The sequence below is a fragment of the Streptomyces sp. NPDC013457 genome (genome assembly GCF_043089925.1).
GTDB lineage: Bacteria > Actinomycetota > Actinomycetes > Streptomycetales > Streptomycetaceae > Streptomyces.
The window spans coordinates 468,121-490,998 of record NZ_JBICBL010000003.1 but is presented as its reverse complement, the minus strand read 5'-3'; the positions used below and the strand labels follow the sequence as shown (position 1 = coordinate 490,998).

General features: G+C 72.4%; 19 protein-coding genes. 10 read left to right on the top strand and 9 right to left on the bottom strand.

Going from position 1 to position 22,878, the window contains the following annotated elements:
- Window positions 1-50 precede the first annotated feature (50 nt).
- Entirely contained in the window at window positions 51-944 is an 894-nt protein-coding gene (locus ACF1G2_RS11055) for a carbohydrate kinase (protein ID WP_391797988.1), read from the top strand.
- Window positions 945-1,066: 122 nt separating this feature from the next.
- Here the strand turns inward: ACF1G2_RS11055 and uvrA are convergent, their stop codons facing one another.
- On the bottom strand, window positions 1,067-4,060 hold the full coding sequence (gene uvrA / locus ACF1G2_RS11050) for an excinuclease ABC subunit UvrA (RefSeq protein WP_391797987.1): 2,994 nt from the start codon (window positions 4,058-4,060) through the stop codon (window positions 1,067-1,069).
- Between the two features lie 187 nt (window positions 4,061-4,247).
- Here uvrA and ACF1G2_RS11045 point away from each other — a divergent pair, with 187 nt between their 5' ends.
- The 3 genes from ACF1G2_RS11045 to ACF1G2_RS11035 all read left to right on the top strand — a co-directional run bounded on the left by ACF1G2_RS11045 (window position 4,248) and on the right by ACF1G2_RS11035 (window position 7,258).
- Window positions 4,248-4,937: a maleylpyruvate isomerase family mycothiol-dependent enzyme gene (locus ACF1G2_RS11045; protein ID WP_391797986.1), complete on the top strand. Its 690-nt coding sequence runs from the start codon at window positions 4,248-4,250 to the stop codon at window positions 4,935-4,937.
- A gap of 49 nt (window positions 4,938-4,986) precedes the next feature.
- Window positions 4,987-5,643, top strand: a complete 657-nt coding sequence (locus ACF1G2_RS11040; protein WP_391797985.1) for an MBL fold metallo-hydrolase — start codon at window positions 4,987-4,989, stop codon at window positions 5,641-5,643.
- A 259-nt stretch (window positions 5,644-5,902) separates the two neighbouring features.
- Window positions 5,903-7,258: an MFS transporter gene (locus ACF1G2_RS11035; protein WP_391798136.1), complete on the top strand. Its 1,356-nt coding sequence runs from the start codon at window positions 5,903-5,905 to the stop codon at window positions 7,256-7,258.
- Window positions 7,259-7,336: 78 nt separating this feature from the next.
- Here ACF1G2_RS11035 and ACF1G2_RS11030 read toward each other — a convergent pair whose 3' ends face one another.
- The 5 genes from ACF1G2_RS11030 to ACF1G2_RS11010 form a co-directional block, all read right to left on the bottom strand.
- On the bottom strand, window positions 7,337-8,356 hold the full coding sequence (locus ACF1G2_RS11030; RefSeq protein WP_391797984.1) for a TerC family protein: 1,020 nt from the start codon (window positions 8,354-8,356) through the stop codon (window positions 7,337-7,339).
- A gap of 236 nt (window positions 8,357-8,592) precedes the next feature.
- Complete coding sequence (locus tag ACF1G2_RS11025) at window positions 8,593-10,572, bottom strand: TerD family protein (RefSeq protein WP_391797983.1); 1,980 nt, start codon at window positions 10,570-10,572, stop codon at window positions 8,593-8,595.
- 105 nt (window positions 10,573-10,677) lie between these two features.
- Entirely contained in the window at window positions 10,678-11,256 is a 579-nt protein-coding gene (locus tag ACF1G2_RS11020; RefSeq protein WP_391797982.1) for a TerD family protein, read from the bottom strand.
- A 151-nt stretch (window positions 11,257-11,407) separates the two neighbouring features.
- Window positions 11,408-13,546 (bottom strand): excinuclease ABC subunit UvrB, encoded by a 2,139-nt coding sequence (uvrB, locus tag ACF1G2_RS11015; RefSeq protein WP_391797981.1) that lies wholly within the window; start codon window positions 13,544-13,546, stop codon window positions 11,408-11,410.
- 71 nt (window positions 13,547-13,617) lie between these two features.
- A complete protein-coding gene (locus ACF1G2_RS11010; RefSeq protein ID WP_391797980.1) occupies window positions 13,618-14,565 on the bottom strand; it encodes an MHYT domain-containing protein in 948 nt (315 codons plus the stop codon).
- Window positions 14,566-14,763: 198 nt separating this feature from the next.
- On the opposite strand from ACF1G2_RS11010, the gene ACF1G2_RS11005 reads away from it, so the two are divergent.
- Window positions 14,764-15,297 (top strand): methylated-DNA--[protein]-cysteine S-methyltransferase, encoded by a 534-nt coding sequence (locus tag ACF1G2_RS11005; RefSeq protein ID WP_391797979.1) that lies wholly within the window; start codon window positions 14,764-14,766, stop codon window positions 15,295-15,297.
- A gap of 67 nt (window positions 15,298-15,364) precedes the next feature.
- A complete protein-coding gene (locus tag ACF1G2_RS11000; protein WP_391797978.1) occupies window positions 15,365-16,657 on the top strand; it encodes an MFS transporter in 1,293 nt (430 codons plus the stop codon).
- Window positions 16,658-16,749: 92 nt separating this feature from the next.
- Here ACF1G2_RS11000 and ACF1G2_RS10995 read toward each other — a convergent pair whose 3' ends face one another.
- The gene (locus ACF1G2_RS10995) at window positions 16,750-17,106 is read right to left on the bottom strand and encodes a cupin domain-containing protein (protein WP_391797977.1); all 357 of its coding nucleotides are present in this window, start codon (window positions 17,104-17,106) and stop codon (window positions 16,750-16,752) included.
- 593 nt (window positions 17,107-17,699) lie between these two features.
- Here ACF1G2_RS10995 and ACF1G2_RS10990 point away from each other — a divergent pair.
- The 4 genes from ACF1G2_RS10990 to ACF1G2_RS10975 are packed head-to-tail and all read left to right on the top strand — an operon-like array spanning window position 17,700 to window position 21,597.
- On the top strand, window positions 17,700-18,560 hold the full coding sequence (locus tag ACF1G2_RS10990; protein WP_391797976.1) for a hypothetical protein: 861 nt from the start codon (window positions 17,700-17,702) through the stop codon (window positions 18,558-18,560).
- Complete coding sequence (locus ACF1G2_RS10985; protein WP_391797975.1) at window positions 18,544-19,740, top strand: hypothetical protein; 1,197 nt, start codon at window positions 18,544-18,546, stop codon at window positions 19,738-19,740. Before ACF1G2_RS10990 ends, ACF1G2_RS10985 begins: the two co-directional genes overlap by 17 nt.
- 49 nt (window positions 19,741-19,789) lie before the next feature.
- Complete coding sequence (locus ACF1G2_RS10980) at window positions 19,790-20,704, top strand: pseudouridine-5'-phosphate glycosidase (protein ID WP_391797974.1); 915 nt, start codon at window positions 19,790-19,792, stop codon at window positions 20,702-20,704.
- Window positions 20,701-21,597, top strand: coding sequence for a carbohydrate kinase family protein (locus ACF1G2_RS10975; protein ID WP_391797973.1), 897 nt, complete (start codon window positions 20,701-20,703; stop codon window positions 21,595-21,597). The genes ACF1G2_RS10980 and ACF1G2_RS10975 overlap by 4 nt, the downstream gene beginning before the upstream one ends.
- A 95-nt stretch (window positions 21,598-21,692) precedes the next feature.
- Here the strand turns inward: ACF1G2_RS10975 and ACF1G2_RS10970 are convergent, their stop codons facing one another.
- Both ACF1G2_RS10970 and ACF1G2_RS10965 read right to left on the bottom strand, forming a co-directional pair.
- Complete coding sequence (locus ACF1G2_RS10970) at window positions 21,693-22,340, bottom strand: uridine kinase (RefSeq protein ID WP_391797972.1); 648 nt, start codon at window positions 22,338-22,340, stop codon at window positions 21,693-21,695.
- Window positions 22,341-22,385: 45 nt separating this feature from the next.
- Window positions 22,386-22,862: a cupin domain-containing protein gene (locus ACF1G2_RS10965; protein WP_391797971.1), complete on the bottom strand. Its 477-nt coding sequence runs from the start codon at window positions 22,860-22,862 to the stop codon at window positions 22,386-22,388.
- Window positions 22,863-22,878 lie beyond the last annotated feature (16 nt).

The following is a 22,878-nucleotide window of genomic DNA, read 5'->3' as shown; positions in this document are numbered from 1 at the left end:
GCCTGCGAGGGGGCTGTCGTGGCCGGTGGGGCATGGGTTACGTTCACGGCGTGATCGTCGTCGCCGGTGAGTCCCTGATCGATCTGGTCCCCGACGGTGCCGCCGCCGGGCCGCTGTCCGCGCTGGTACCCGTCAGGGGCGGGGGGCCGTACAACACCGCCGTGGCCCTCGGCCGGCTGGGCGCCGGGGTCGCCTTCTGCTCGCGGGTCTCGACGGACCCGTTCGGCGAGGCGCTGATGGGCGGGCTGCGGGAGGCGGGGGTGGAGACCGGGCTCGTCCAGCGCGGCCCGGAGCCTACGACGCTGGCGGTCGCCTCGGTGGGCGCGGACGGCTCGGCGGAGTACGGCTTCTACGTCGAGGGCACGGCCGACCGGCTCTTCGCGCTGCCGGAGCGGCTGCCGGACGGGGTGCGGGCGGTCGCGTTCGGCACGTGCTCGCTGGCCCTCGAACCGGGTGCGAGCGCGTATGAGGCGCTGTTGCGGCGGGAGGCGGAGCGCGGGGCGCTGACGCTGCTCGACCCCAACATCCGCCCGGGCCTGATCCCGGACGCGGCCGCCTATCGTGAGCGCTTCGCGTCCTGGCTGCCGTACGTCTCGCTGCTGAAGCTCTCGGAGGAGGACGCGGCCTGGCTGGGCTCGACGCCGGAGCGCTGGCTGGAACGCGGGCCTTCGGCGGTCGTCCTGACCCGGGGTTCGGCGGGCCTGACGGTCCACACCCCGTCGTACGAGGTGTCGGTCCCGGCGGTACGGGTCGAGATCGCGGACACGATCGGTGCGGGCGACACGGTGAACGCGGCGCTCCTGCACGGCCTGGGCGACCGCCCGGTGCACTCCCTGGACGCGGAGGCGTGGTCCGCGCTCCTGACGTACGCGGCGAAGGCGGCCGCCCTCACCTGCACCCGCCCGGGCGCGGAACCTCCGTACGCGCACGAGCTGGGAACGTAGCCCAAAGGCCTTTCAGGTGGCCCGCAGGCCTGGCAGGCAGCCCGGACGGGGGCGCGGCCCCGGTCCGGGAAGGGGCGGAGCGGGGGGACCGCCCGTCGCGGGCGCCCCCCACCCCGGTCCCGTCACGCCTTGCGTGCCCGCGCCGCCGTCTTCTTGGCCGCGGCCTTCTTCGCGGGTGCGGCCACCTTCTTCGCAGCCGCCTTCTTCGCGGGGGCCTTCTTCGCGGAGCCGGACGCCTTGCGCGCCGCGGGCACCGTCGCGTCGCTGACCCGGTCGGCGCCCAGGATCTCGCGGAGGAACTTGCCGGTGTGGCTCGCCGGGACCGAGGCGACCTCCTCCGGCGTGCCCTCGGCGATCACCAGACCACCGCCGCTGCCGCCCTCCGGGCCCATGTCGATGACCCAGTCCGCGGTCTTGATGACATCGAGGTTGTGCTCGATGACGATCACCGAGTTCCCCTTGTCGACCAGACCCGACAGGACCTTGATCAGCTTCGAGATGTCCTCGAAGTGCAGACCCGTCGTCGGCTCGTCCAGGACGTAGACCGTGCGTCCCGTCGACCGCTTCTGGAGCTCGGAGGCGAGCTTCACGCGCTGTGCCTCACCGCCCGAGAGCGTCGGCGCGGACTGGCCGAGCCGGACGTACCCGAGCCCGACCTCGTTGAGCGTGCGCAGGTGGCGCGCGATGGTCGGGACCGCCTCGAAGAAGTCCAGGGCCTCCTCGATCGGCATGTCCAGGACCTCGGCGATGGACTTGCCCTTGTAGTGGACCTCCAGGGTCTCCCGGTTGTACCGGGCGCCGTGGCAGACCTCGCACGGGACGTACACGTCCGGCAGGAAGTTCATCTCGATCTTGATCGTGCCGTCGCCGGAGCAGTTCTCGCAGCGGCCGCCCTTGACGTTGAAGGAGAACCGGCCCGGCAGATAGCCGCGGACCTTCGCCTCCATCGTCTCGGCGAACAGCCTGCGGACGTGGTCGAAGACCCCGGTGTACGTCGCCGGGTTCGACCGCGGGGTGCGGCCGATCGGCGACTGGTCGACGTGCACGACCTTGTCGACGAGGTCGTCGCCGTCCACGCGCGTGTGCCGGCCGGGCACCGACTTGGCGCCGTTGAGCTCGCGCGCCAGGTGCGTGTAGAGGATGTCGTTGACCAGTGTCGACTTGCCGGACCCGGAGACTCCGGTGACGGCCGTGAGGACGCCCAGCGGGAACGAGACGTCGATGTCGCGCAGGTTGTTCTCACGGGCGCCGTGCACGGTGAGCCGGCGTGAGGGGTCCACGGGGCGGCGGATGTCCGGCATCCCGATGGCCCTGCGTCCCGAGAGGTACTGCCCGGTCACCGACTCCTCGTTCGCGAGCAGCTCCTTCAAGGGGCCGGAGTGGACGACCTTGCCGCCGTGCTCACCGGCGCCGGGGCCGATGTCGACGACCCAGTCGGCCACGTTGATGGTGTCCTCGTCGTGCTCGACGACGATGAGCGTGTTGCCCATGTCCCGGAGCCGGACCAGGGTCTCGATGAGGCGGTGGTTGTCGCGCTGGTGGAGACCGATGGAGGGCTCGTCCAGGACGTAGAGCACGCCGACGAGGCCCGAGCCGATCTGGGTGGCGAGCCGGATGCGCTGGGCCTCGCCGCCGGAGAGCGTGCCGGCCGCGCGGTTGAGGGAGAGGTAGTCGAGACCGACGTCGACGAGGAACCGAAGGCGCTCGTTGACCTCCTTCAGGACCCGCTCGGCGATCTTCTTGTCACGGGCGTTGAGCTTCAGCCGGCCGAGGAAGTCGGCGCACTCGCTGATCGACATCGCGGCGACCTCGGCGATGGACCTCTCCATGACCGTGACGGCCAGGACGATCGGCTTCAGTCGGGTGCCCTCACAGGTGGGGCAGGGCACCTCGCGCATGTAGCCCTCGAAGCGCTCACGGCTGGAGTCGCTCTCGGCCTCGCTGTGCCGCCGCTTGACGAAGGAGACGGCGCCTTCGAAGGCCGGGGTGGTGTACGCCCGCTCCCGTCCGTACCGGTTGCGGTAGCGGACCTCGACCTGGGTCTTGTGCCCGTACATCAGGGCCTTCTTGGCCCGTGCGGGGAGCGCGGCGTACGGCAGGTCCGTACGGAAGCCGAGGGCCTCGGAGAGGCCGCCGATGAGCCGGCCGAAGTACTCCTTGGTGTGGCCGTGGGACCAGGGGTGGATCGCGCCCTCGTCGAGCGAGCGGTCCTCGTCCGGGACGATCAGCTCGGGGTCGACCTCCATGCGCGTGCCGATGCCGGTGCAGTCCGGGCAGGCGCCGAAGGGCGAGTTGAAGGAGAAGGAGCGGGGCTCGAGCTCCTCGAAGGACAGGTCGTCGTACGGGCAGTAGAGGTGCTCCGAGAACATCCGCTCGCGCTCGGGGTCGTCCTCGGCGAGGTCGACGAAGTCGAGCACGACCATGCCGCCTGAGAGCCCGAGGGCGGTCTCCACGGAGTCGGTGAGCCGGCGCTTGGCGCTGTCCTTCACGGTGAGACGGTCGACGACCACCTCGATCGTGTGCTTCTCCTGCTTCTTCAGGGTCGGCGGCTCGCTGAGCTGGACCGTCTGCCCGTCCACCCGCGCCCGGCTGTACCCCTTGGTCTGGAGGTCGGCGAAGAGGTCGACGAACTCGCCCTTGCGCTCACGCACGAGCGGGGAGAGGACCTGGAAGCGGCTGCCCTCGGGCAGCTCCAGGACCTTGTCGACGATCGCCTGGGGCGACTGGCGCGAGATGGGGCGGCTGCACTCCGGACAGTGCGGCTTGCCGATCCGGGCGAAGAGAAGGCGGAGGTAGTCGTAGACCTCCGTGATGGTGCCGACCGTCGAGCGCGGGTTGCGCGAGGTCGACTTCTGGTCGATGGAGACGGCGGGCGAGAGGCCCTCGATGAAGTCGACGTCCGGCTTGTCCATCTGGCCGAGGAACTGCCGGGCGTACGAGGAGAGCGACTCGACGTACCGACGCTGTCCCTCGGCGAAGATCGTGTCGAACGCGAGGGAGGACTTGCCCGACCCGGACAGCCCGGTGAAGACGATCAGGGAGTCGCGGGGGAGGTCGAGCGAGACGTTCTTGAGGTTGTGCTCGCGAGCGCCACGAACGATGAGACGGTCGGCCACGCCGGTCCGCACCTTTCTTGAGAGAGCGGAGGCACAGAGTGCGGGTCACAGATATGCCTGGATGATCCTGAGTACCCAACAACCAAGGATGCCGGATGCTTCCATCGAGCCTATAGCACGCACATTCGATTTCCGGCCTCACTCCTACCGCTTCACCCGAACGAGTGGCGGCGCTAGGGTCGGCCCCATGATCGACCATGTGCGTGACCTGGACTCTGTACGTGAAGCGACCGAGCGGCTCCTGAGCGCAGCCGCCTCCCTGGACAACGCGGCCGTCGCCGAGCCGTCACGGCTTCCCGGCTGGACCCGCGGCCATGTCCTGGCCCATGTCGCCCGCAACGCCGACGCCCTGGTGAACGTTCTCCAGGGCCGGCCGATGTACGCCGACGCCGCCACCCGCGACGCCGACATCGAGCGGGACGCCCCCCGCCCGGCGGCCGAGCAGCTCGCCGACATCCGAGAGACGGGCGAGCGCTTCCAGGCCGTGGGCGCCGAGCCCGCCGACTGGCAGCGGACCGTGGAGCTGCGCAACGGCGTCACGGACCGGGCGGCGCGGGTGCCCTTCCGCCGCTGGGTCGAGGTCGCCCTGCACCACGTCGACCTGGGGATCGGCTACGAGCTGGAGGATCTGCCGGAGGAGTTCGTCCTGCGGGAGATCGACTTCCTCGCGGAGCGGTTCGCCGGCCACAAGGACGTCCCGTCGACCGGCCTCCGGTCGGAGAGCGGCGAGATGTGGACGACCGGCGGCGGGGCCGACGGCGGCTCGGTGGCCGTCTCGGGGCCCGCTCCCGAGCTGCTCGGCTGGCTCGCGGGCCGTCGCGACGGCTCCGCCCTCAAGGTGGAGGGCGGCGCGCTTCCGCGGCTCCCGGCCCTGTAGTCCCGGCTGTTGGGGCCCGTCCTTCGGTGCCCGGCGATAGGCTGAGCCCATGACGTACAGCGGAGCGGTGAAGGTCGGCGGGCCCGCCGATGTGCACGAACTGACGGACCTGATGATCTCCAAGGTCGCGGTCGGTCCGATGGACAACAACGCGTATCTGCTGCGCTGCCGGGCGACCGGCGAGCAGCTGCTGATCGACGCGGCCAACGAGGCCGAGACGCTCCTCACGCTGATCGGTGACGACGGCATCGCGTCCGTCGTCACCACCCACCAGCACGGAGACCACTGGCAGGCGCTCGCCGAGGTGGTCGCGGCGACCGGGGCGCGGACGTACGCGGGGGCGTACGACGCCGAGGGCATCCCGGTCCCGACGGACGTCCGGGTCGAGGACGGCGACACGGTCAAGGTCGGCCGGGTGGAGCTGACCGCCCGCCGGCTGGTCGGGCACACGCCCGGCTCGATCGCGCTGGTCTACGACGACCCGCACGGCCACCCGCACGTCTTCACCGGCGACTGCCTGTTCCCGGGCGGCGTCGGGAACACCTGGAAGGACCCGAAGGCCTTCGCGAGCCTGATCGAGGACGTGGAGACCAAGCTCTTCGCCGTGCTGCCGGACGAGAGCTGGGTCTACCCGGGACACGGCAAGGACACCACGCTCGGTGACGAGCGCCCGCATCTGCCGGAGTGGCGCGCACGCGGCTGGTGACACCTCGGGGGCGGTCGTGACGGGCGGGCGCGCGGTCGATGCGACCGCCCCGACCCCGCCGACCTCGGGAGGCGCGCGGCCCGCGGCCGCGTGCTCCCGCACGCCCCCGTAACTCCGGTGGACGCCGGGTAGTTGGCGCGACATGCACCACGGTCACTCTCCGCGTCCACCGACACCCCCGGACCCCCCGTCGCCCCCGGGCGGCCCGGTGGCCCCCGAAGCCCCGGCCGAAGCCCCGGCGGCCGCCTACGGCCCCTCCATGGGGCGGGTCGCCCTCGCGTCGCTCGTGGGCACGGCCATCGAGTTCTTCGACTTCTTCGTCTACGGGACCGCCGCCGCGCTCGTTCTCGGGCCGCTCTTCTTCCCGACCTTCTCCCCCGTCGCCGGGACCCTGGCCGCCTTCGGCACCTTCGCCGTCGGTTTCATCGCCCGGCCGCTCGGCTCCGTGCTCTTCGGACATGTCGGCGACCGGTACGGGCGGCGCCCGGTCATGTTCGCCTCGCTCGTGCTGACCGGCTGTGCCACGGTCGCGGTCGGCCTCGTCCCCACGTACGCGACGATCGGCATCACCGCCCCCGTCCTGCTGCTCGTGCTGCGCTTCCTGCAGGGCCTCGGTCTGGGCGGCGAGTGGGGCGGGGCGGTCCTGCTCACCGCCGAGCACGCCCCGGAGCGGCGGCGGGCGCTGTGGGCCAGCTTCCCGCAGGTCGGCCCGGCAGTCGGCTTCCTGCTGGCGAACGGGGTGATGCTGGCGCTGTCCGCCGCGCTGACCGACGCCCAGTTCCGGGAGTGGGGCTGGCGCGTGCCGTTCTGGGCGGCCGGGCTGCTCGCGGTGGGCGGGCTGCTGCTGCGCTCCTCGCTCGCCGAGACACCGCAGTTCCAGGAGCTCAGCGCGACCGGACGGCGGGCGAGCGCCCCGCTCGCCGAGGTGGCGCGGGACCACTGGCGGCTCGTCCTGCTCACCGCCGGCGCGCTCGCCGTCGGGTACGCGGTGTTCTACACGGTCTCCACCTGGGCCCTCGCCTACGGCACCGAGCGGCTCGGGGTCGACCGTACGACCATGCTGATCTGCATCATGGCGGCCGTGGCGATCAAGGGCGCCACGACACCGCTGGCGGCGATGCTGGGCGACCGGTACGGCCGTCGTCCGCTCTGCCTCGCCGGCTGCGCGGCCTCCGCCGCCTCGATGTTCCCCATGGTGGCCCTGCTGCACACGGGGCGGCCGGTGCTGATGTTCCTCGGGTTCCTGGGCTCCCTGCTCGCGTTCATCACCATGTTCGCGGTGGTCGCCGCGTACCTCCCGGAGCTCTACGAGCCGAGGGTGCGCTGTACGGGAGCGGCGGTCGGCTACAACCTGGCGGGCGTCCTGGGCGGGGCGCTGACACCGATCCTGGCGACGGCGCTGTCCGGGGGCTCGGGGCCGCCCTGGGGCGTGGCGGCGTATCTGACGGTGGTGGCGCTGGTGAGCCTGGGCTGCTTCGCGCTGCTGCCGGAGACGCTGCCGGCCTCGACCCCGGCGAACGCGCCGGCGAAGACGTCGGCGGAGACGTCGGCGGAGACGTCGGCGGAGGCTGCGGCGGAGGTGTCGGCGGAGGCTGCGGCGGAGGTGTCCGCGTAGGGAAGCACAGCGGCCGGTGCGAGCGGTGGTGTGCCGCCCGCACCGGCCGCGGTGCGTGGTTCTCCGTGCCGTACGCGGTCAGGCGCCGACGCTGTCCTTCTCGGTCTCCCCGGCCTCCGCGGCGGGGGTCGTGGAGGCCTCGGCGGCCTCGCGCTCCGCCTGCTTCCTGGAGGCGATCAGGCTGGTGATCGTCGTGATGACCAGGACGCCGCCGATGACCGAGAGCGAGAACGGGATGGAGATCTCGGGGACGTGGACCCCGGACTCGTGCAGGGCGTGCAGTACCAGCTTCACGCCGATGAAGCCGAGGATCACCGACAGGCCGTAGCTGAGGTGGACCAGCTTCTTCAGCAGGCCGCCGATCAGGAAGTACAGCTGACGCAGACCCATGAGGGCGAAGGCGTTGGCGGTGAAGACGATGTACGGGTCCTGGGTCAGGCCGAAGATCGCCGGGATCGAGTCGAGGGCGAACAGGACGTCCGTCGTGCCGATGGCGAGCATGACGACCATCAGCGGCGTCAGCACCCGCTTGCCGTTGACCTTGATGAAGAGCTTCGTGCCGTGGTACTTGTCCGCGACGCCGAACCGCTTCTCGACCGACTTGAGGAGACGGTTCTCCTCCCACTCGTCCTCGTCCTCGCCGGCCCGCGCCTCCTGGATGAGCTTCCAGGCGGTGTAGATCAGGAACGCGCCGAAGATGTAGAAGACCCAGGAGAAGCTGGCGATGATCGTGGCGCCGGCGGCGATGAAGATCGCACGCAGGACCAGGGCGATCAGCACACCCACGAGCAGCACGCGCTGCTGGAGGTGGGAGGGCACCGAGAACTTCGCCATGATCAGTACGAAGACGAAGAGGTTGTCGACACTGAGCGACTTCTCGGTGATGAATCCGGCGAAGAACTCACCGGACGCCTGACCGTTGCCGAAGAAGGCCAGGCCGACGCCGAAGAGCACGGCGAGCACGATCCAGACGACCGTCCAGATTCCGGCTTCCTTGACCGACACGTCATGGGGCTTGCGCCCGATGAAGAAGTCGATAGCGATGAGGGCGCTCAGACCGAGAATGGTCAGCACCCAGAGAGTCGTCGAAACGTCCACTGCGCCTCCGGCGTCGTACGGCTACTTGATCAGCGTCGTCGCTGCCGGAGGTCTCTTCCACCCGGGCCGTCCGCGCGGGACGGGCCGGGCCGGCGCCCCGGGATCGACCCCGCTCGGGGTGCGTCCGTATTGACGGGAACGCCGCACATGGGGAGTACTCCCCTCCGCACCGAGAAGACTACCCGAAGAACCAAGAAAAGGTAAAGGCTAGGGTAAAGAGATCCCAAGGCGGCAGGTCAGCGGCCCCACTGCCGTCGGGCCTCGGCCACCTGCGCGAGGACCTGGGGCAGTATCCGGCTCCCCGACGGGAACAGCGGCGGCTCGTACGTCCAGGCGTGGCCGACCCACGGATCGGCGAGGTGGTCGTCCGGTACGGGAGTGATCCGCAGCAGCGACCGCCACAGCGGGTCGAGCACCGGGCCGTACGCGGAGGCGTCCTCGCGGTCGGCGACCATCAGCAGATGCACCCCGACCGCCGGGCCCTCGTCCGCGAGGTAGCGGAGCTGGTTGACCGCCCGGTCGTCGAAACCGTGCGGGAAGTCATGGACGATCAGCAGCTGCTCGGCCGTGTCCATGCCCGGCGGCAGCGCGTCGGGGGCGCCGGCCCGCAGCGCCATCTGGACCAGGTCCACGCGCTCGGTGAGCCGGGCGAGGACGGCCGTGACCCCAGCCGCTCCGACCGCCGGCGGGCCCCCGAGGACGCCCGCCTCGACGAGCGGCGCGAGCGCCGTCGCGCCCGAGCCCGCCGCGTCGACGACATGGACCGTGAACTCGCCCGGCGGGTACACCGCGAGCAGCCGCGCCGCGTGCGCGACGGCGGTGTCCAGCGCGAGCCGGCGCAGCTCGGCCTCGTCCAGCAGTCCGGCCGCCTCGGAACGCCCGCGTCCGGAGTCCACCCACAAGCCGCGCTCCAGCGGGAGCCTCACCAGCATCGGGATGCGCAGGTCCGTGCGCTCGGGGAGGTGGAGGTCGCCCAGGCGCAGCGCCATGGGGGCCTCCATGGGGACGCGGTAGGCGTGCCAGACGGGGTTGTCCCAGCGGGCGTAGGCGGGCGGCAGCGCCGGTTCGACGACCTCGGACTCCGCGGCGAGCTGGGCGAGGTCCCGGTCCAGGACCTCCTGGGCGCGGCCGGTGAGCTCGTCGTGCCGGGCGCGGGCCGCCTCGCGAGCGGCGTCCCCCGCGCCGCCGATGCGGCTGCGCGGGTCGGAGAGCACGCCGTCGAGCTCCTTGTCGAGCCGGGACTCGGCGAAGTCGCATGCACTGCGGTACGCGGCGGTGGTGCGGGCCAGGTCCTCGAACATGCCCCAGACCTGGTTGTAGAGCCGCTCGTCCATGGACCAGCCACCGGCGTCCCCGGCGACGGGGACGGGGGGTGCCTGCCGGGGTTCGGGCTCGGGCGCGGCCGCACGGCGGCCCGGATGGGCGTAGCTGATGGGACCGCCGCCCGTGCTCCCGGCGCCCGTGCTCCCGGCGGACGGGGCGGGGCTGGACGGCGCCGGAGTGGAAGGCAGCGGCGTGGAGGGCAGCGGCGGAGGGGGCGGGGTCACCGGCAGCGTGGGGGACGAGTCCACGGCGGCCGTCGTCTCCGGGGCGACCGCCGGCGCCGAGTGGCGTACGCGCTCGGTCTCGGGGACGCGCGGGGGCGGGGCGGAGACCGAGCGGGCCATCCCCCTGGCGACGGCCTCCAGGATCGTGGCGGCCAGGTCGGCCGGGCGCTCGAGGCCCTGGTCGCCGAGCATGGCGGCGAGACCGCCCTCGTACCCCTGGCCCATCGCCCGCACCTTCCAGGCGCCCTGACGGCGGTACAGCTCCAGGGCGACGACGGCCGACTCACGGTCCAGGCCGGTGATCGTGTAGGAGGCGATCTCGGTGCCGTCGAGGCCGGTGACGGCGACGAAGGGGGCGGCGACGGTGCCGAAGCGGGTCGGGCCGCCGACGCCGACGGGCAGGGCGAGGAGGAGCGAGAGGCGGTGCACGGCCGCCGGGACCGCTTCGAGGTCGATTGCGAGCCGGTGGTCGGCCGCGGCCTGCTGGGAGACCTCGACCCCGGGCAGCGAGGGCGAGCCCGGGTGGGCGATCCACTCGACGCCGGGGACCCGGCCCCCCTCGTCGCCGAGGGTGGCTCCGGCGACGACCGGATGTCCGGCCGAGACCCGGATCTCCAGTCGGGTGTCGGGCAGGGGATGGTTCTGTCCCCGGACCAGCTCGACCGTCATCGGCTCTGTCCCCTCAGCGTCTTCCGTGTCTTCCGTGTGGATCATGTGGGACAGCTCCCGGTGGCCTGCCGCCTCCGGGAGCTGTGGGTGCGTCTGCCGTGCCGTCTAGAGGTGCGGCAGGATCGCGGGCATGAGGTCCTGGAACGTCCGGCCGTTGGCCGGGTTGCCCAGGGCCGTCATCTTCCAGCCGGAGCCCGCCCGGTGCACCTTCGCCATGATCTGCGCGGTGTACTGGCCGCCGCCGTCCAGGGTGTAGCGCGCGAGCTCCTGGCCGTTCGTCTCGTCGACGATCCGGCAGAAGGCGTTCTGCACCTCCTGGAACGTCTGTCCGGTGAAGGAGTTCACCGTGAAGACGATCTGGTCGATGTGGACCGGCACGCGCTGGAGGTCGACGAGGATCGACTCGTCGTCGCCGCCCTGACCGGCGCCGCCCACCAGGTTGTCACCGGTGTGCCGGACCGAGCCGTCGTCGCTCACCAGGTGGCGGAAGAAGACCACGTCCACCGGCTGCTTGTCGGCGAAGAGCACCGCGGAGGCGTCCAGGTCGACCTCGCGCGTACGCGAACCGAACAGACCGCGCCGGGGCGCCGCCTGCCAGCCGAGCCCCATCCGTACGGACGACAGGTCGCCCCCGCCCTGCTTCTCCAGGCTGATGGCCTGACCCTTGGTCATGTTGACCGTCACGCGCTGTCCCCTCTCCTAGCGATCCCCGCGGCCGCCTTGCTGTGCGTGCGGTTTCCCAGCACCCTACGCAGGGGCACTGACAACGCAGCAGACATGGTCGTGTTTTGTGTCGGTCTTGCAACACACCGGGCGTGCCGAGCAGCCCGGGAGGTCAGGCGAGTCCCGCCTCCTTCATCTGGCGCAACTCCTTCTTCAGCTCTCCCACCTCGTCACGGAGCCGGGCGGCCACCTCGAACTGCAGCTCCGCCGCGGCGGCGCGCATCCGGTCCGTCATCTCCTCGATGATCGCGGCCAGTTCGGTCGCCGGGCGGTCTCCGAGCTCGACCGTGGAGCCCGCCTTGCCGCCCTTGGCCCGGCCCTTCGTCGAGTGCGCGGCGAGCGAGGGGACGTGCGCCTTGGCCCCCTTGCCGTCCTTCGCCTGCCGGTAGCCGGTGCCGAGCAGCTGCTCGGTGTCGACCTCCTCGCGGGCGATGGTGGCCACGATGTCGTTGATCTTCTTGCGCAGCGGCTGCGGGTCGATGCCGTTGGCGGTGTTGTACGCGATCTGCTTCTCGCGGCGCCGGTTGGTCTCGTCGATGGCCTTCTCCATGGCCGGCGTGACGGTGTCCGCGTACATGTGGACCTGTCCGGAGACGTTCCGCGCCGCGCGGCCGATGGTCTGGATCAGCGAGGTCCCGGAGCGCAGGAAGCCCTGCTTGTCGGCGTCGAGGATGGCGACGAGCGACACCTCGGGCAGGTCGAGACCCTCACGGAGCAGGTTGATGCCGACCAGGACGTCGTACTCGCCGGCCCGCAGCTCGCGCAGCAGCTCGATACGGCGCAGGGTGTCGACGTCGCTGTGCAGATAGCGGACCTGGATGCCGAGCTCCAGGAAGTAGTCGGTGAGGTCCTCAGACATCTTCTTGGTGAGCGTGGTGACGAGGACCCGCTCGTCCCGCTCGGTCCGCAGCCGGATCTCGTGGACCAGGTCGTCGATCTGGCCCTCGGTGGGCTTGACGACGACCTCGGGGTCGACGAGGCCGGTGGGGCGGATGATCTGCTCCACGAAGCCGTCGCCGCGCGACAGCTCGTACGTCCCGGGGGTGGCCGAGAGGTAGACGGTCTGGCCGATCCGCTGCTGGAACTCCTCCCACTTCAGCGGGCGGTTGTCGAGCGCGGACGGCAGCCGGAAGCCGTGGTCGACCAGGGTCCGCTTGCGGGAGGCATCGCCCTCGTACATCGCTCCGATCTGCGGAACGGTGACGTGCGACTCGTCGATGACGAGCAGGAAGTCCTCGGGGAAGTAGTCGAGGAGCGTGTTGGGCGCGGAGCCGGGCTCGCGGTCGTCGAAGTGCATCGAGTAGTTCTCGATGCCGGAGCAGGAGCCGATCTGGCGCATCATCTCGATGTCGTACGTGGTGCGCATGCGCAGGCGCTGGGCCTCCAGCATCTTGCCCTGCTTCTCCAGCTCGGCGAGCCGCGTCTCGAGCTCGCGCTCGATGCCGTTGACCGCCTTCTCCATGCGCTCGGGGCCCGCCACGTAGTGGCTGGCAGGGAAGACGTACAGCTCGCGGTCCTCGCTGATGACCTCGCCGGTGAGCGGGTGGAGCGTGGAGAGCGCCTCGATCTCGTCGCCGAACATCTCGATGCGGACGGCGAGCTCCTCGTAGACCGGGAAGATCTCGATGGTGTCGCCGCGGACCCGGAACGTGCCCCGGGCGAACGCCAGGTCGTTGCGCGTGTACTGGATGTCGACGAAACGGCGCAGCAGCTGGTCGCGGTCGATCTCCTCGCCGACCTTGAGCGGGACCATGCGGTCCACGTACTCCTGGGGCGTGCCGAGGCCGTAGATGCAGGAGACGGAGGCGACCACGACCACGTCCCTGCGGGTGAGCAGCGAGTTCGTCGCGGAGTGGCGGAGCCGCTCGACCTCCTCGTTGATCGAGGAGTCCTTCTCGATGTAGGTGTCCGACTGCGGGACGTACGCCTCGGGCTGGTAGTAGTCGTAGTACGAGACGAAGTACTCGACCGCGTTGTTCGGCAGGAGCTCGCGGAACTCGTTGGCCAGCTGGGCGGCCAGCGTCTTGTTCGGCGCCATCACCAGGGTGGGGCGCTGCAGCTTCTCGATCATCCACGCGGTGGTCGCGGACTTTCCGGTGCCGGTCGCCCCGAGGAGGACGACGTCCTTCTCGCCGGCGCGGACGCGCCGCTCGAGGTCGGCGATCGCCGTCGGCTGGTCGCCGCTGGGCTGGTAGGGACTGACGACCTCGAAGGGCGCCACCGTACGTTCGATCTGGGAAACAGGCCGCATGGAACCACCGTACGACCCCCCACTGACAGTCGGGCGGGGAACGCCTCAGGGCCTTCTCTCGGGGCCGCTCCTCACCACTCCTGGGAGCGGTGGGCGCCCCGTCCCGCGCTCTTGGCGCCGCCGCGGCTTCCCCGGTCCGCGCGGCCGCCCCGGCCTCCCCTGGCTCCCCGGCCGGCGGGCTGCCGGGCCGACCAGTTCGCCGGCTCGCCGTAGGCGGGGGCGCGGCGCTGGGCCGGCAGTCCGGGGCGGTGGGGGCCCTGCGCGGAGGGGCGCTGCCAGTCCGGGTCGCCCATCACGAGCAGCGGGTCGAACATGACGACGACCGCGGCCAGGAGCAGGAAGACGGCCGGGCCGACCAGCATCGGGAGCAGCAGCGAGGTGGCCGTGTCGCCGCCGCCCGCGACGGTGGCGGAATCGTGCACGTGGACGTTGACGGCCGCCATGGCGGTGTAGTGCATACCACTGACGGCGAGCCCCATCACCAGGCTGGCGCCGAGGCTGGCCAGAAATCCATGGACCGAGACGGCCGCCCAGAGGGAGGTCGTGGCCGCGACGACGGCGATCACGACGGAGAGGGCGACGGTGGGGGTGTCGTAGTCGATGGTCCCCTGGAGTCTCATGCCCGCCATGCCGAGGTAGTGCATGGTGGCGACGCCCAGGCCGGTGATGGTGCCGCCCGTGACCAGGGTGAGCGGGGTGGCCCCGCGGTGGCCGACGATGAAGATGCCGATGCCGACCATCAGGATGGCGACGCCCAGGCTGGCGAAGGTGATGGGGCGGTCGTAGCTGATCGGCGCCTGACGGACGGAGAAGCCCATCATCGCGATGAAGTGCATCGTCCAGATGCCCGTGCCTATCGCCGTCGCCCCCAGGGCGAGCCAGCCCGCTTTGAAGGTGTCGCGGTGACGCAGGGATCTCGTCGTGCAGCGCAGCCCCAGGGCGCCGCCGAGGCAGGCCATGAGGTAGGCGGCGACCGGGGTGACGAGGCCGTAGCTGAATCCGTCGACCGTGCCCTGCATGAGCGTCTGTACCTCCAGCCGTGGTGCCCACGTCGTCCGAAAACAGTCGGTACCGCTGAGTAGTAGTCCTACCGGGGCGAGATTATGGCGCGCGGCGGGCCGTACGACCATGAGGTCCGGGAATTGCCGTCGGTGAGACCGAGACGAGACCGGGCCGTGATGACCGTGATGTCAGTGCCCGGTCGTACCGTGATCGTCATGGACACCACGGTGGAATGGGCGGTCGTGCCGAGCGGCATCGGTCCGCTGCTGCTCGCGGCGACCGAGCGCGGTCTGGTGAGCGTGGTCTTCCACGCCGACGGGACGGTCCGGGAGACGGCGATCGCCCGGCTGGCGGGGCAGCTCGGCGCGGAGCCGGTGGAGAGCGCGTCGGGGCGGCTCGCCGAGCCGATACGGCAGCTCGCGGAGTACTTCGAGGGTGACCGGCGCGCGTTCGGCCTGGCCCTGGACTGGACGCTGACGACGGGCTTCAACCGCCAGGTGCTGCGCGAGCTGGCCGAGGGTGTGCCGTTCGGGACGGTCGTCGGGTACGGGGATCTGGCGAAGCGGGTCGGGCAGCCGGGCGCCGCCCAGGCCGTCGGCGCGGCGATGGGCGCCAATCCGCTGCCGGTGGTGGTGCCGTGCCACCGGGTGGTGGAGAGCGACGGCGGGATTGGCGGCTTCGGGGGCGGACGGGAGACGAAGCGGACGCTGCTCGCCCTGGAGGGCGTCCTTCCGCAGCCCCTCTTCTGAGGCGCGGCGACCGCGGGTCGTGCGGGCACCGTTCTCAGGGGCGGGGCCGGCTGGCACACTCTCGTCAGTGACCAACGCCCCCGATGCCCCTGACGCCGCACGTCCGGCGGAGATATCCACCCCCGTCGCGGCACCCGTGCCCCCGGCGCTCCGGCGACGGGTCCAGGCCGTGCTGATCGCCACGCAGATCCTCGGCGGGCTCGGTATCGCCACCGGCATCGCCCTCGCCGCCGTCCTCGCCAAGGAGGTGAGCGGCACGGAGGCCCTGTCGGGCCTCGCCTCGACGGCCACGGTGGCCGGCCCCGCACTGCTCGCCATGCCGCTGGCCGCGCTGATGGGTGCGCGCGGGCGGCGCCCCGGACTCGTCCTGGCGTATCTCATCGGGGCACTGGGCGCCGGCGTCGCCGTCCTCGGGGCGGTCCTGAACAGCTTCCCCCTGCTCCTCGCCGGCCTGGTCGGGTTCGGCGCCGCCTCCTCGGCCAACCTCGCCGCCCGGTTCGCCGCGGCGGACCTGGTCGAACCGCATCACCGGGGCCGGGCCATCTCCACCGTCGTCTGGGCCACGACGATCGGCGCCGTCCTCGGCCCGAACATCGCCGCGCCGGCCGGAGAGAGCGTGGCCGGACTCGGCATCCCGGCGACGGCCGGCCCCTTCGTCTGGGCGGCCGGCGCGTTCCTGATCGCCGCGCTCGTGGTCGCACTGCTGCTCCGCCCCGACCCTCTGCTCACGGCGCGCGCTCTGGCCGCTCCGGGGGAGGACCAGGGGGCCGAGAGCCGTTCCCTCAGGGCGGGCGTGCGGGCCGTACGGAAGTCCCCTGGGGCCCGTCTGGCGCTGGTCACCGTGACCGCCTCGCACACCGCGATGGTCTCGATCATGTCGATGACCCCGGTGGCGCTGAGCCACCACGGCGCCGGCATCCAGCTGATCGGCCACGTGATCAGCGGACACATCGCCGGCATGTACGCCTTCTCCCCGGTCATGGGCTGGCTTTCGGACCGCCTCGGCCGGCTCTCCGTCATCGGCCTCGCGGTCGGGCTCCTCTCCCTGGCGGCGCTGCTCGCGGGCACGGCGGGCCCCAGCCACGGGCAGACCGCGGCGGGCCTGTTCGTCCTCGGCCTGGGCTGGTCGGCGGGCCTGGTGTCGGGCTCGGCGCTGCTGACGGACTCGGTTCCGCAGGCCGCGCGGGCGGCCGTTCAGGGCCTGTCGGACTTCATCATGAACACCGCGGCCGGCCTCGGCGGCCTGATGGCCGGGCTGATCGTGGCGCGCGCGGGCTACGGCTGGCTGAACCTGGTGGGCGCGTGCCTGTTGCTGCCGATGGCGGCGCTGGCGGTGCGCGGCGTGCTGCGGCGGGGCTGAGGGGGCGTCCGGCGTCGGTCCGCAGCGGACGCCGCGTCCGACCGGGCTCTCCGCGTCCGACCGGGCTCGGCGCCCCCTCACCGCACCGGGGGTCAGAGGCTGATGTGGTACGCCTTGCGCAGCGTCTCATGGACCGTCCAGGTGGTCCGGTCCCCCTCGCGCAGCACGCACGCGTCACCGGGCCCGATCTCCAGCGTGGCGCCGCCCTCGACGGCGACGGAGGCCCGCCCGCTGACGACGACGAAGAGCTCGTCGGCCTCGGTGTCGGTGACCACTCCGGGGGTGATCTGCCAGATGCCGCGCACCTGCTTGCCGTCGGCGGACTCCCAGAGGACCTTGCCGGTCACCTCGGGTGTTCCCGAGACGATCTGGGCGGGGTCGAGCGGCTCGGGCTCGAGCTCCGCGTCGGGGATGTGGACGGCGAACGAGGGCTGGTCATGTGTCGTCATGGCCGGTGACTGTAGCGGGGGCTCCGGGCGGCCCCACCGTCAGGACCGGATGGAACAATCCCCTCCGCTTCGCCCCTGACCAGCCGACTTCACCGGATCGGCTGACCGCGACGAAATCCGAGGTGCGGCCTGACGCACCGCCGTGCGGACCCGGCAGGCGCTCCCGGCGAGGCCCGGGTGGGGCGTCGCGGTGATCCCGGCGCGATCGGGTGGAGGCTTTCGCCGCGCCGGTCGGGCGGGAGCCGGCGGCGGGCCACCGATTCCGTAGGAGTGGTGGAGGCGGCCAATCGGCGTAGATCCGGTCGTAGTCGGACCCTCGGACGTCGTACAAGTGGCAGATGAACACTTCGGCTCCCTCGGGGGCGGAACCGCTCATACGCGCACACCGCCGGGGCCTGTGTCCCGGCGCCGCACAGCTGGAGAACGGGGCCGGCGGGACAGTCGGTGGACCGATGTTCCCGCAGGTCGCCGCAGGCGCCTTTGGTGCGCCCAATGTTGGTCGGACGGAATCCTCCGAGCCCCCTGTCGTGCCTGGCGTGCGCGCGTCAAACTCCCTCCGTGACCTCCTCCCCCACCTCCGACAGGAGAGTGCGATGCCCGCGTCGTCCCTCACCCCTCGCAAGGCCCCCCGCACCGCCACCGTCCTGACCGCCGCCGCGCTGCTCGCGGTCCTCGCGGCCGCGCCCCCGGCGCAGGCCGCGTCCGAGCCCTCGGCCCGTGAACCGATAGCCCCCGGCGCCTCCTACAAGGCGGCGTACGACACCCTCGGGCCGCAGCGCCTGACCCCGGCCCAGCAGAGAATGAGCGACGCCAAGCAGGCGGAGGCGTCCAGGGCGCTCGACGGGATCCGCACCCAGAGCGCGCTCGCCGGCTACAAGCTCTCCGGTGGCGTCCACCAGTCCCAGAGGACCTCGTACTGGTGCGGTCCGGCCACCCTCGTGATCGCCCAGTCCGCCGCCGACGAGGTCGCCGGCCGCTCCCAGCAGGACGCGGCCAACCTCCTGCGGACCACCACCAGCGGCACCGCCTGGTACGGCGTCAACATCAACGTGCCGAGCCCCACCGGCTACCCCATGGCCGACGCTCTGAACCACCGCCTCCCCGGCGCCGGTTACGTACCCCGTGCGCTGCCCTACACGCCGTCCGCCACCGACAAGGCGAACTTCCGGCAGCACATCACCCACAACACCGACAACGACTACGCGATAGCGGGCAACGCCTGGGAGGTACCGGGCGGCCCCCACCTCGTCGGCCACCCCAACGTGGAGATATTCCACTGGGTCGCGATCGACGGGTACAACGCGGACACCGCCGCCGGGCAGGTCAACTACCTCGACCCCGTGGGCGGGGTGAGCACGAGCGTGATCTCGTGGGCGGGCTCCGTACCCAGGTCGGCGCACATCTCGTCCGACACCATCACCACCATCATGGGCGGCCGTGGGTACGTCTGGTAGGTCCTGCTCCCCGGTCGGCGCACGGGCGGCGCTGACCCTGCTGCTGGCGGGCACCCTCCTCGCGGGGTGCTCGTCGACGCGGCACGGCGGCCCGGAACCGGCGCCCCACGAGGCGTCCGCCCCCGCGCCCAGGCCGACCGCGCTCGCCGCCGCGTGCGAGGTGGAGCTGCCGGCGGCCTGGCGCTCCGTGCTCGCCGCGGGCGAGCTGCGGGCACCGGCCGGCGAGCGGGCGACGCTCACCGACACCGGCCCCGGCTGGACGGCCGTCCAGCTCAGCGGCGCCGACCGCAGACGGGCGGCGCTGGTGGGCGGCGGCGGCGCGCCGCGCACCCTGCTGGCGCTCGCCGACCCGGTCGAGCACCAGCTGCTCGCGGCCGACTTCGACGGCCGCCGGTGGGCCGCGTTCGCCGTCCTGGAGGGACGGACGCTGGACAGCCCGTGGAGTCTGTACGTGTGGGACGCCGAGACGGGCTCGTCGCGGCGGCTCGCCCGGGCCGACCGGCCGGGCCCGCTTCCCCAGCCCGTCGTCCGCGACGGCACCGTCCACTGGGCGCAGGGGGTGGGCGACGGCAAGGCCACGGTGTTCGCGGCCACCGCCTCGGGCGGCGCACCCCGCCCCCTGCACACGGGCGTCGTCGACGCACCCTTCGCGGTGGGCGGACTGCTGGTCTGGCGCGAGTCCACGGGATCCGGCACCCGGCTGGCCGCCGTCTCGCTCAGGGACGGGAGGCCCGCCGAGCTCCCGGGCCCCCTGGCCGCGCTCCGGGACGTCCGCTCGGTCGTCGCCGACGGCGGAACGAACGGAGGGAACGGAGGCAGCGGGTCCGGTGGCGGCACGTGGGCCTGGGTGGCGGGCGAGGCCGAACCGCGCCTGATGGTGTGGCGGGAGGGGGACGCGCGGCCCACGGCGGTCGTCACCACGTCACCGGCCGTCGACGGCATGGACCAGCTGAGGATCAGCGGCCGCCTGGTCACCTGGCGCACCCCGGAGACGTCGTACGCGCTCGACCTCGGCACGGGTTCGTACACGCGGATCACTCCCGCGTACGGCTACGCGCAGGCCAGGGGCGGGGCGCTGGCGGTCGCGTACAGCCGGGGCAACGCGAAGTCCGACGGCTCCCGGGCGGTGATCCAGGTGGTCGACGCGGCGCGGCTGCCCGCCCTGCCGCGGTGTGGCTGAACCTCGCCACCCAGGTTTGACTGGTGCGTGAGCGCGCCAGAAATGGGACATGTCCACACAGGTGTACGAAGAGGTGCGGGAGGCGCTCCACGAGGGCCGGCCCGTCGTCGCGCTGGAGTCGACGATCATCGCCCACGGTCTGCCGCGCCCGCGCAATCTGGCCGTGGCCGGGGAGCTGGAGGCTCTGGTACGGGCCGGGGGCGCCGTGCCGGCGACGATCGCGGTGATCGACGGGGTGGCCCATGTCGGCCTCGACGAGCGCGGGTCGGCCCGGATCGCCGAGGACCCGGCGGTGCGGAAGCTGGGCCACCGGGACCTGGCACCGGCGCTCGCGACCGGGGCGACGGGGGCGACGACGGTCTCCGCGACGGCGTGGCTGGCGGACGCCGCCGGTATCCGGGTCTTCGCGACGGGCGGACTCGGCGGCGTGCACCGGGAGTGGACCGAGTCGCAGGACGAGTCGGCGGACCTGCGGCTGCTCTCCCGGGTCGGGGTCACCGTGGTGTGCGCGGGGGTCAAGTCGATCCTCGACGTCCCCGCGACGCTGCAGCGGCTGGAGACCCTGGGCGTGACGGTGGTGGGGTACGGGACGGAGCACTTCCCGGGGTTCTATCTGGCCTCCTCGGGTGAGCCGGTCGACTGGACGCTGCGCACGCCCGAGGAGGTGGCGGGGGTGATGCGGGCCAAGGACGCGCTGGGCGGGCCCCCTGGGGCGATGATCGTCGCCAACCCGGTGCCGGTGACGGAGCAGTTGGACCCGGAGCTGCACGACCGGGTTCTCGCCCAGGGCCTCGCGGCGGTGAAGGAGAAGCGGATCACGGGCCAGGCCGTGACGCCGTTCCTGCTGGAGTATCTGATGGTGCACACGGACGGGGCGTCCCTGGAGGCGAACCTGGCGGCGGTGCGCGGGAACGTGGGCCTCGGGGCACGGATCGCCGCCGCGTACGCCGGCGTCGGCGCATGAGCGGTCTGCTGGTCGTGGGCGACGTGGTCACCGACATCGTCGCCCGGCACAGGACACCGCTGGCGCCGGCGACCGACACGGCCGCCGAGATCCGGCGGCTGCCAGGTGGTGCCGGGGCCAACGTGGCCTGCTGGGCCGCGCGTTCGGGCGGCGTGGGGGTGACCCTGCTCGGCCGGGTCGGCACGGACGAGGCGGGGTGGCACGACAGGGCGCTCCGCCGGGCGGGCGTGCGGCCGATGCTCGTCCCGGACGGCGAGGTCGGCACGGCGACGGTGATATCCCTGGTCGACGCGGGCGCGGAGCGGACGTTCCTGACGGACAGCGGAGCAGCGCTGCGCCTCTCCCCCGCCGACTGGTCCGACGCGTTCCTCGACGGGGCGGCTCGCCTCCATCTGTCGGGGTACCTCTTCTTCGCCGAGCCGAGCCGTGCGGCGGCGCTGCGGGCGATGCGCGGCGCGCGGGAGGCGGGGATCCCGGTGAGTGTGGACCCGGCGTCCGTGGGGTTCCTGAAGCAGTGGGGCGTGGAGCGGTTCCTGGCGGCCGCTCAAGGGGTGCAGGCCCTGTTCCCGAACGCCGACGAGGCCCGGCTGCTCACGGGGTGCGCCGAGCCGGAGGAGGCGGCCGTGGCACTGAGCCGGGCGTTCCCGCTGGTCGCGGTCACCCTGGGCGCCGGGGGTGCTCTGGTCGCCGAGTCCGGCGCGGTCACGGGCCGTGTCGCCGCTCCGGAGGTGTCGCCGGTGGACTCCACGGGCGCGGGTGACGCGTTCACGGGGGCGTTCCTGGCGGCCCGGCTCTCGGGCGCGGACGCGAGAGAGGCGGCAGCGGCGGGCTGCCGGGCCGGAGCGGAGGCGGTGACCGTGGTGGGCGGGCGGCCGCTGACGGCGCACCCCTAGGAGACGCCCGCGTGGGCGGGCGGCCGCCGAGGGCAGACACTCCCTAGGGGATCCCGGCGGACCGGGGAGGCCGGCCCTGGCCCCCGGGGCACCGCTCAGGGCAGGTCCTGGCCGGGGAGCCCCGTCCAGGCCGGATGGCGCGGGTCGTCGGCGCGGACGACCACGTCGGCCGCGTCGGACGGCCCGACCTCGTTCTCGTACCGCTCGAAGGCGGGCAGGGTCCAGGGCTCCCCACTGCGGCGGGCGAGGGCTCCGGGCGAGAGGCGCAGATGGACGGTGGTGTCGAAGGGGAACCAGTGCCCGAGGAGGAAGGGCCCGTGCACCACGAGCACTCCACCGGGCGGCAGTTCCACGTAGGGGCTGCGGGTGGCGCGGTCGGTGACCGGGTCCCACAGGTCGGGCAGGACGCGCCCCGTGCCGCCCGCCTCCAGGGGGCCGAACACCTCGCGCCACAGCGCGCCGGTGTCGAACCACTCGCCGTAGTACGAGTCGGGGTCCTGCTTCCCGTGCTCGTACCGGAGGGACGCGGGCCGCAGGAACCCTCCGGTGCCGACGACGAGCACGGACCGTCCGCGCAGCCGCAGCGCCTGCGCGATCCGCTCCGCGGTCTCGCCGGTCGGTGCCGCGGGTGCGCCGTCGATGGCGAGTTTGAGCCAGGCGCTCCCGTCACCGGGGGTGGCGCCGTCGACATGCGCGGCCAGGGTCTCGGAGAGCCGCTCCCAGGTGATCGCTTCGAATCGCACGGACGTGACCTTGCCACACGCGTACGGCGGTTCGCCGCAGGGGCGTCAGTCCTGCGCGCACTCCGGCGCGGGCTCGTCGACGGAGAGCGGGGCGCCTTCGGGCAGCACGTAGGTGACGTAGAGGACGACGGGTTCGGCGCCGAGGTTGCGTCCGATGTGCACGTGCCTGCGCCCTGCCGGTTCGATGAACGCCTCGCCCGCGGGAGTGGTCTCGACCGAGCAGTCGTCGAGGGTGCGGGTCAGGGTGCCGGACTGGACGACGGCGATGAGCTGGCCGGGGTGGTGGTGCCAGCCGGTGGAGCCGCCCGGCGCAATGGTGACGGTGCGGACGGTGACGTCGGTGTCGCCCTTGGGCGGCTTGATCTTCAGCCTGCCGTCGGAGGTGCCCTTGGCCAGCACGGTGCCGCTCACCCCGGTGCCCGGTGTGGCGAGCGCGGCGGACGGGACGACCGCCACAGCGGCGACCGTGCCAGCGACGACCAGGCTCTTGCGCAGCCGCGCCCCGAATATGCCCGTTCTCATGGCCACCCCTCCAACT

What these genes read in the sequence shown, in the direction of transcription:
- ACF1G2_RS11045 (WP_391797986.1), top strand. Translation starts at nt 4,248, where the DNA reads ATGATCGACCATGTGCGTGACCTGGACTCTGTACGTGAAGCGACCGAG.
- ACF1G2_RS11040 (WP_391797985.1), top strand. Translation starts at nt 4,987, where the DNA reads ATGACGTACAGCGGAGCGGTGAAGGTCGGCGGGCCCGCCGATGTGCAC.
- ACF1G2_RS11035 (WP_391798136.1), top strand. Translation starts at nt 5,903, where the DNA reads ATGGGGCGGGTCGCCCTCGCGTCGCTCGTGGGCACGGCCATCGAGTTC.
- ACF1G2_RS11025 (WP_391797983.1), bottom strand. Translation starts at nt 10,572, where the DNA reads ATGACGGTCGAGCTGGTCCGGGGACAGAACCATCCCCTGCCCGACACC.
- uvrB (WP_391797981.1), bottom strand. Translation starts at nt 13,546, where the DNA reads ATGCGGCCTGTTTCCCAGATCGAACGTACGGTGGCGCCCTTCGAGGTC.
- ACF1G2_RS11010 (WP_391797980.1), bottom strand. Translation starts at nt 14,565, where the DNA reads ATGCAGGGCACGGTCGACGGATTCAGCTACGGCCTCGTCACCCCGGTC.
- ACF1G2_RS11005 (WP_391797979.1), top strand. Translation starts at nt 14,764, where the DNA reads ATGGACACCACGGTGGAATGGGCGGTCGTGCCGAGCGGCATCGGTCCG.
- ACF1G2_RS10995 (WP_391797977.1), bottom strand. Translation starts at nt 17,106, where the DNA reads ATGACGACACATGACCAGCCCTCGTTCGCCGTCCACATCCCCGACGCG.
- ACF1G2_RS10990 (WP_391797976.1), top strand. Translation starts at nt 17,700, where the DNA reads ATGCCCGCGTCGTCCCTCACCCCTCGCAAGGCCCCCCGCACCGCCACC.
- ACF1G2_RS10980 (WP_391797974.1), top strand. Translation starts at nt 19,790, where the DNA reads ATGTCCACACAGGTGTACGAAGAGGTGCGGGAGGCGCTCCACGAGGGC.
- ACF1G2_RS10975 (WP_391797973.1), top strand. Translation starts at nt 20,701, where the DNA reads ATGAGCGGTCTGCTGGTCGTGGGCGACGTGGTCACCGACATCGTCGCC.
- ACF1G2_RS10965 (WP_391797971.1), bottom strand. Translation starts at nt 22,862, where the DNA reads ATGAGAACGGGCATATTCGGGGCGCGGCTGCGCAAGAGCCTGGTCGTC.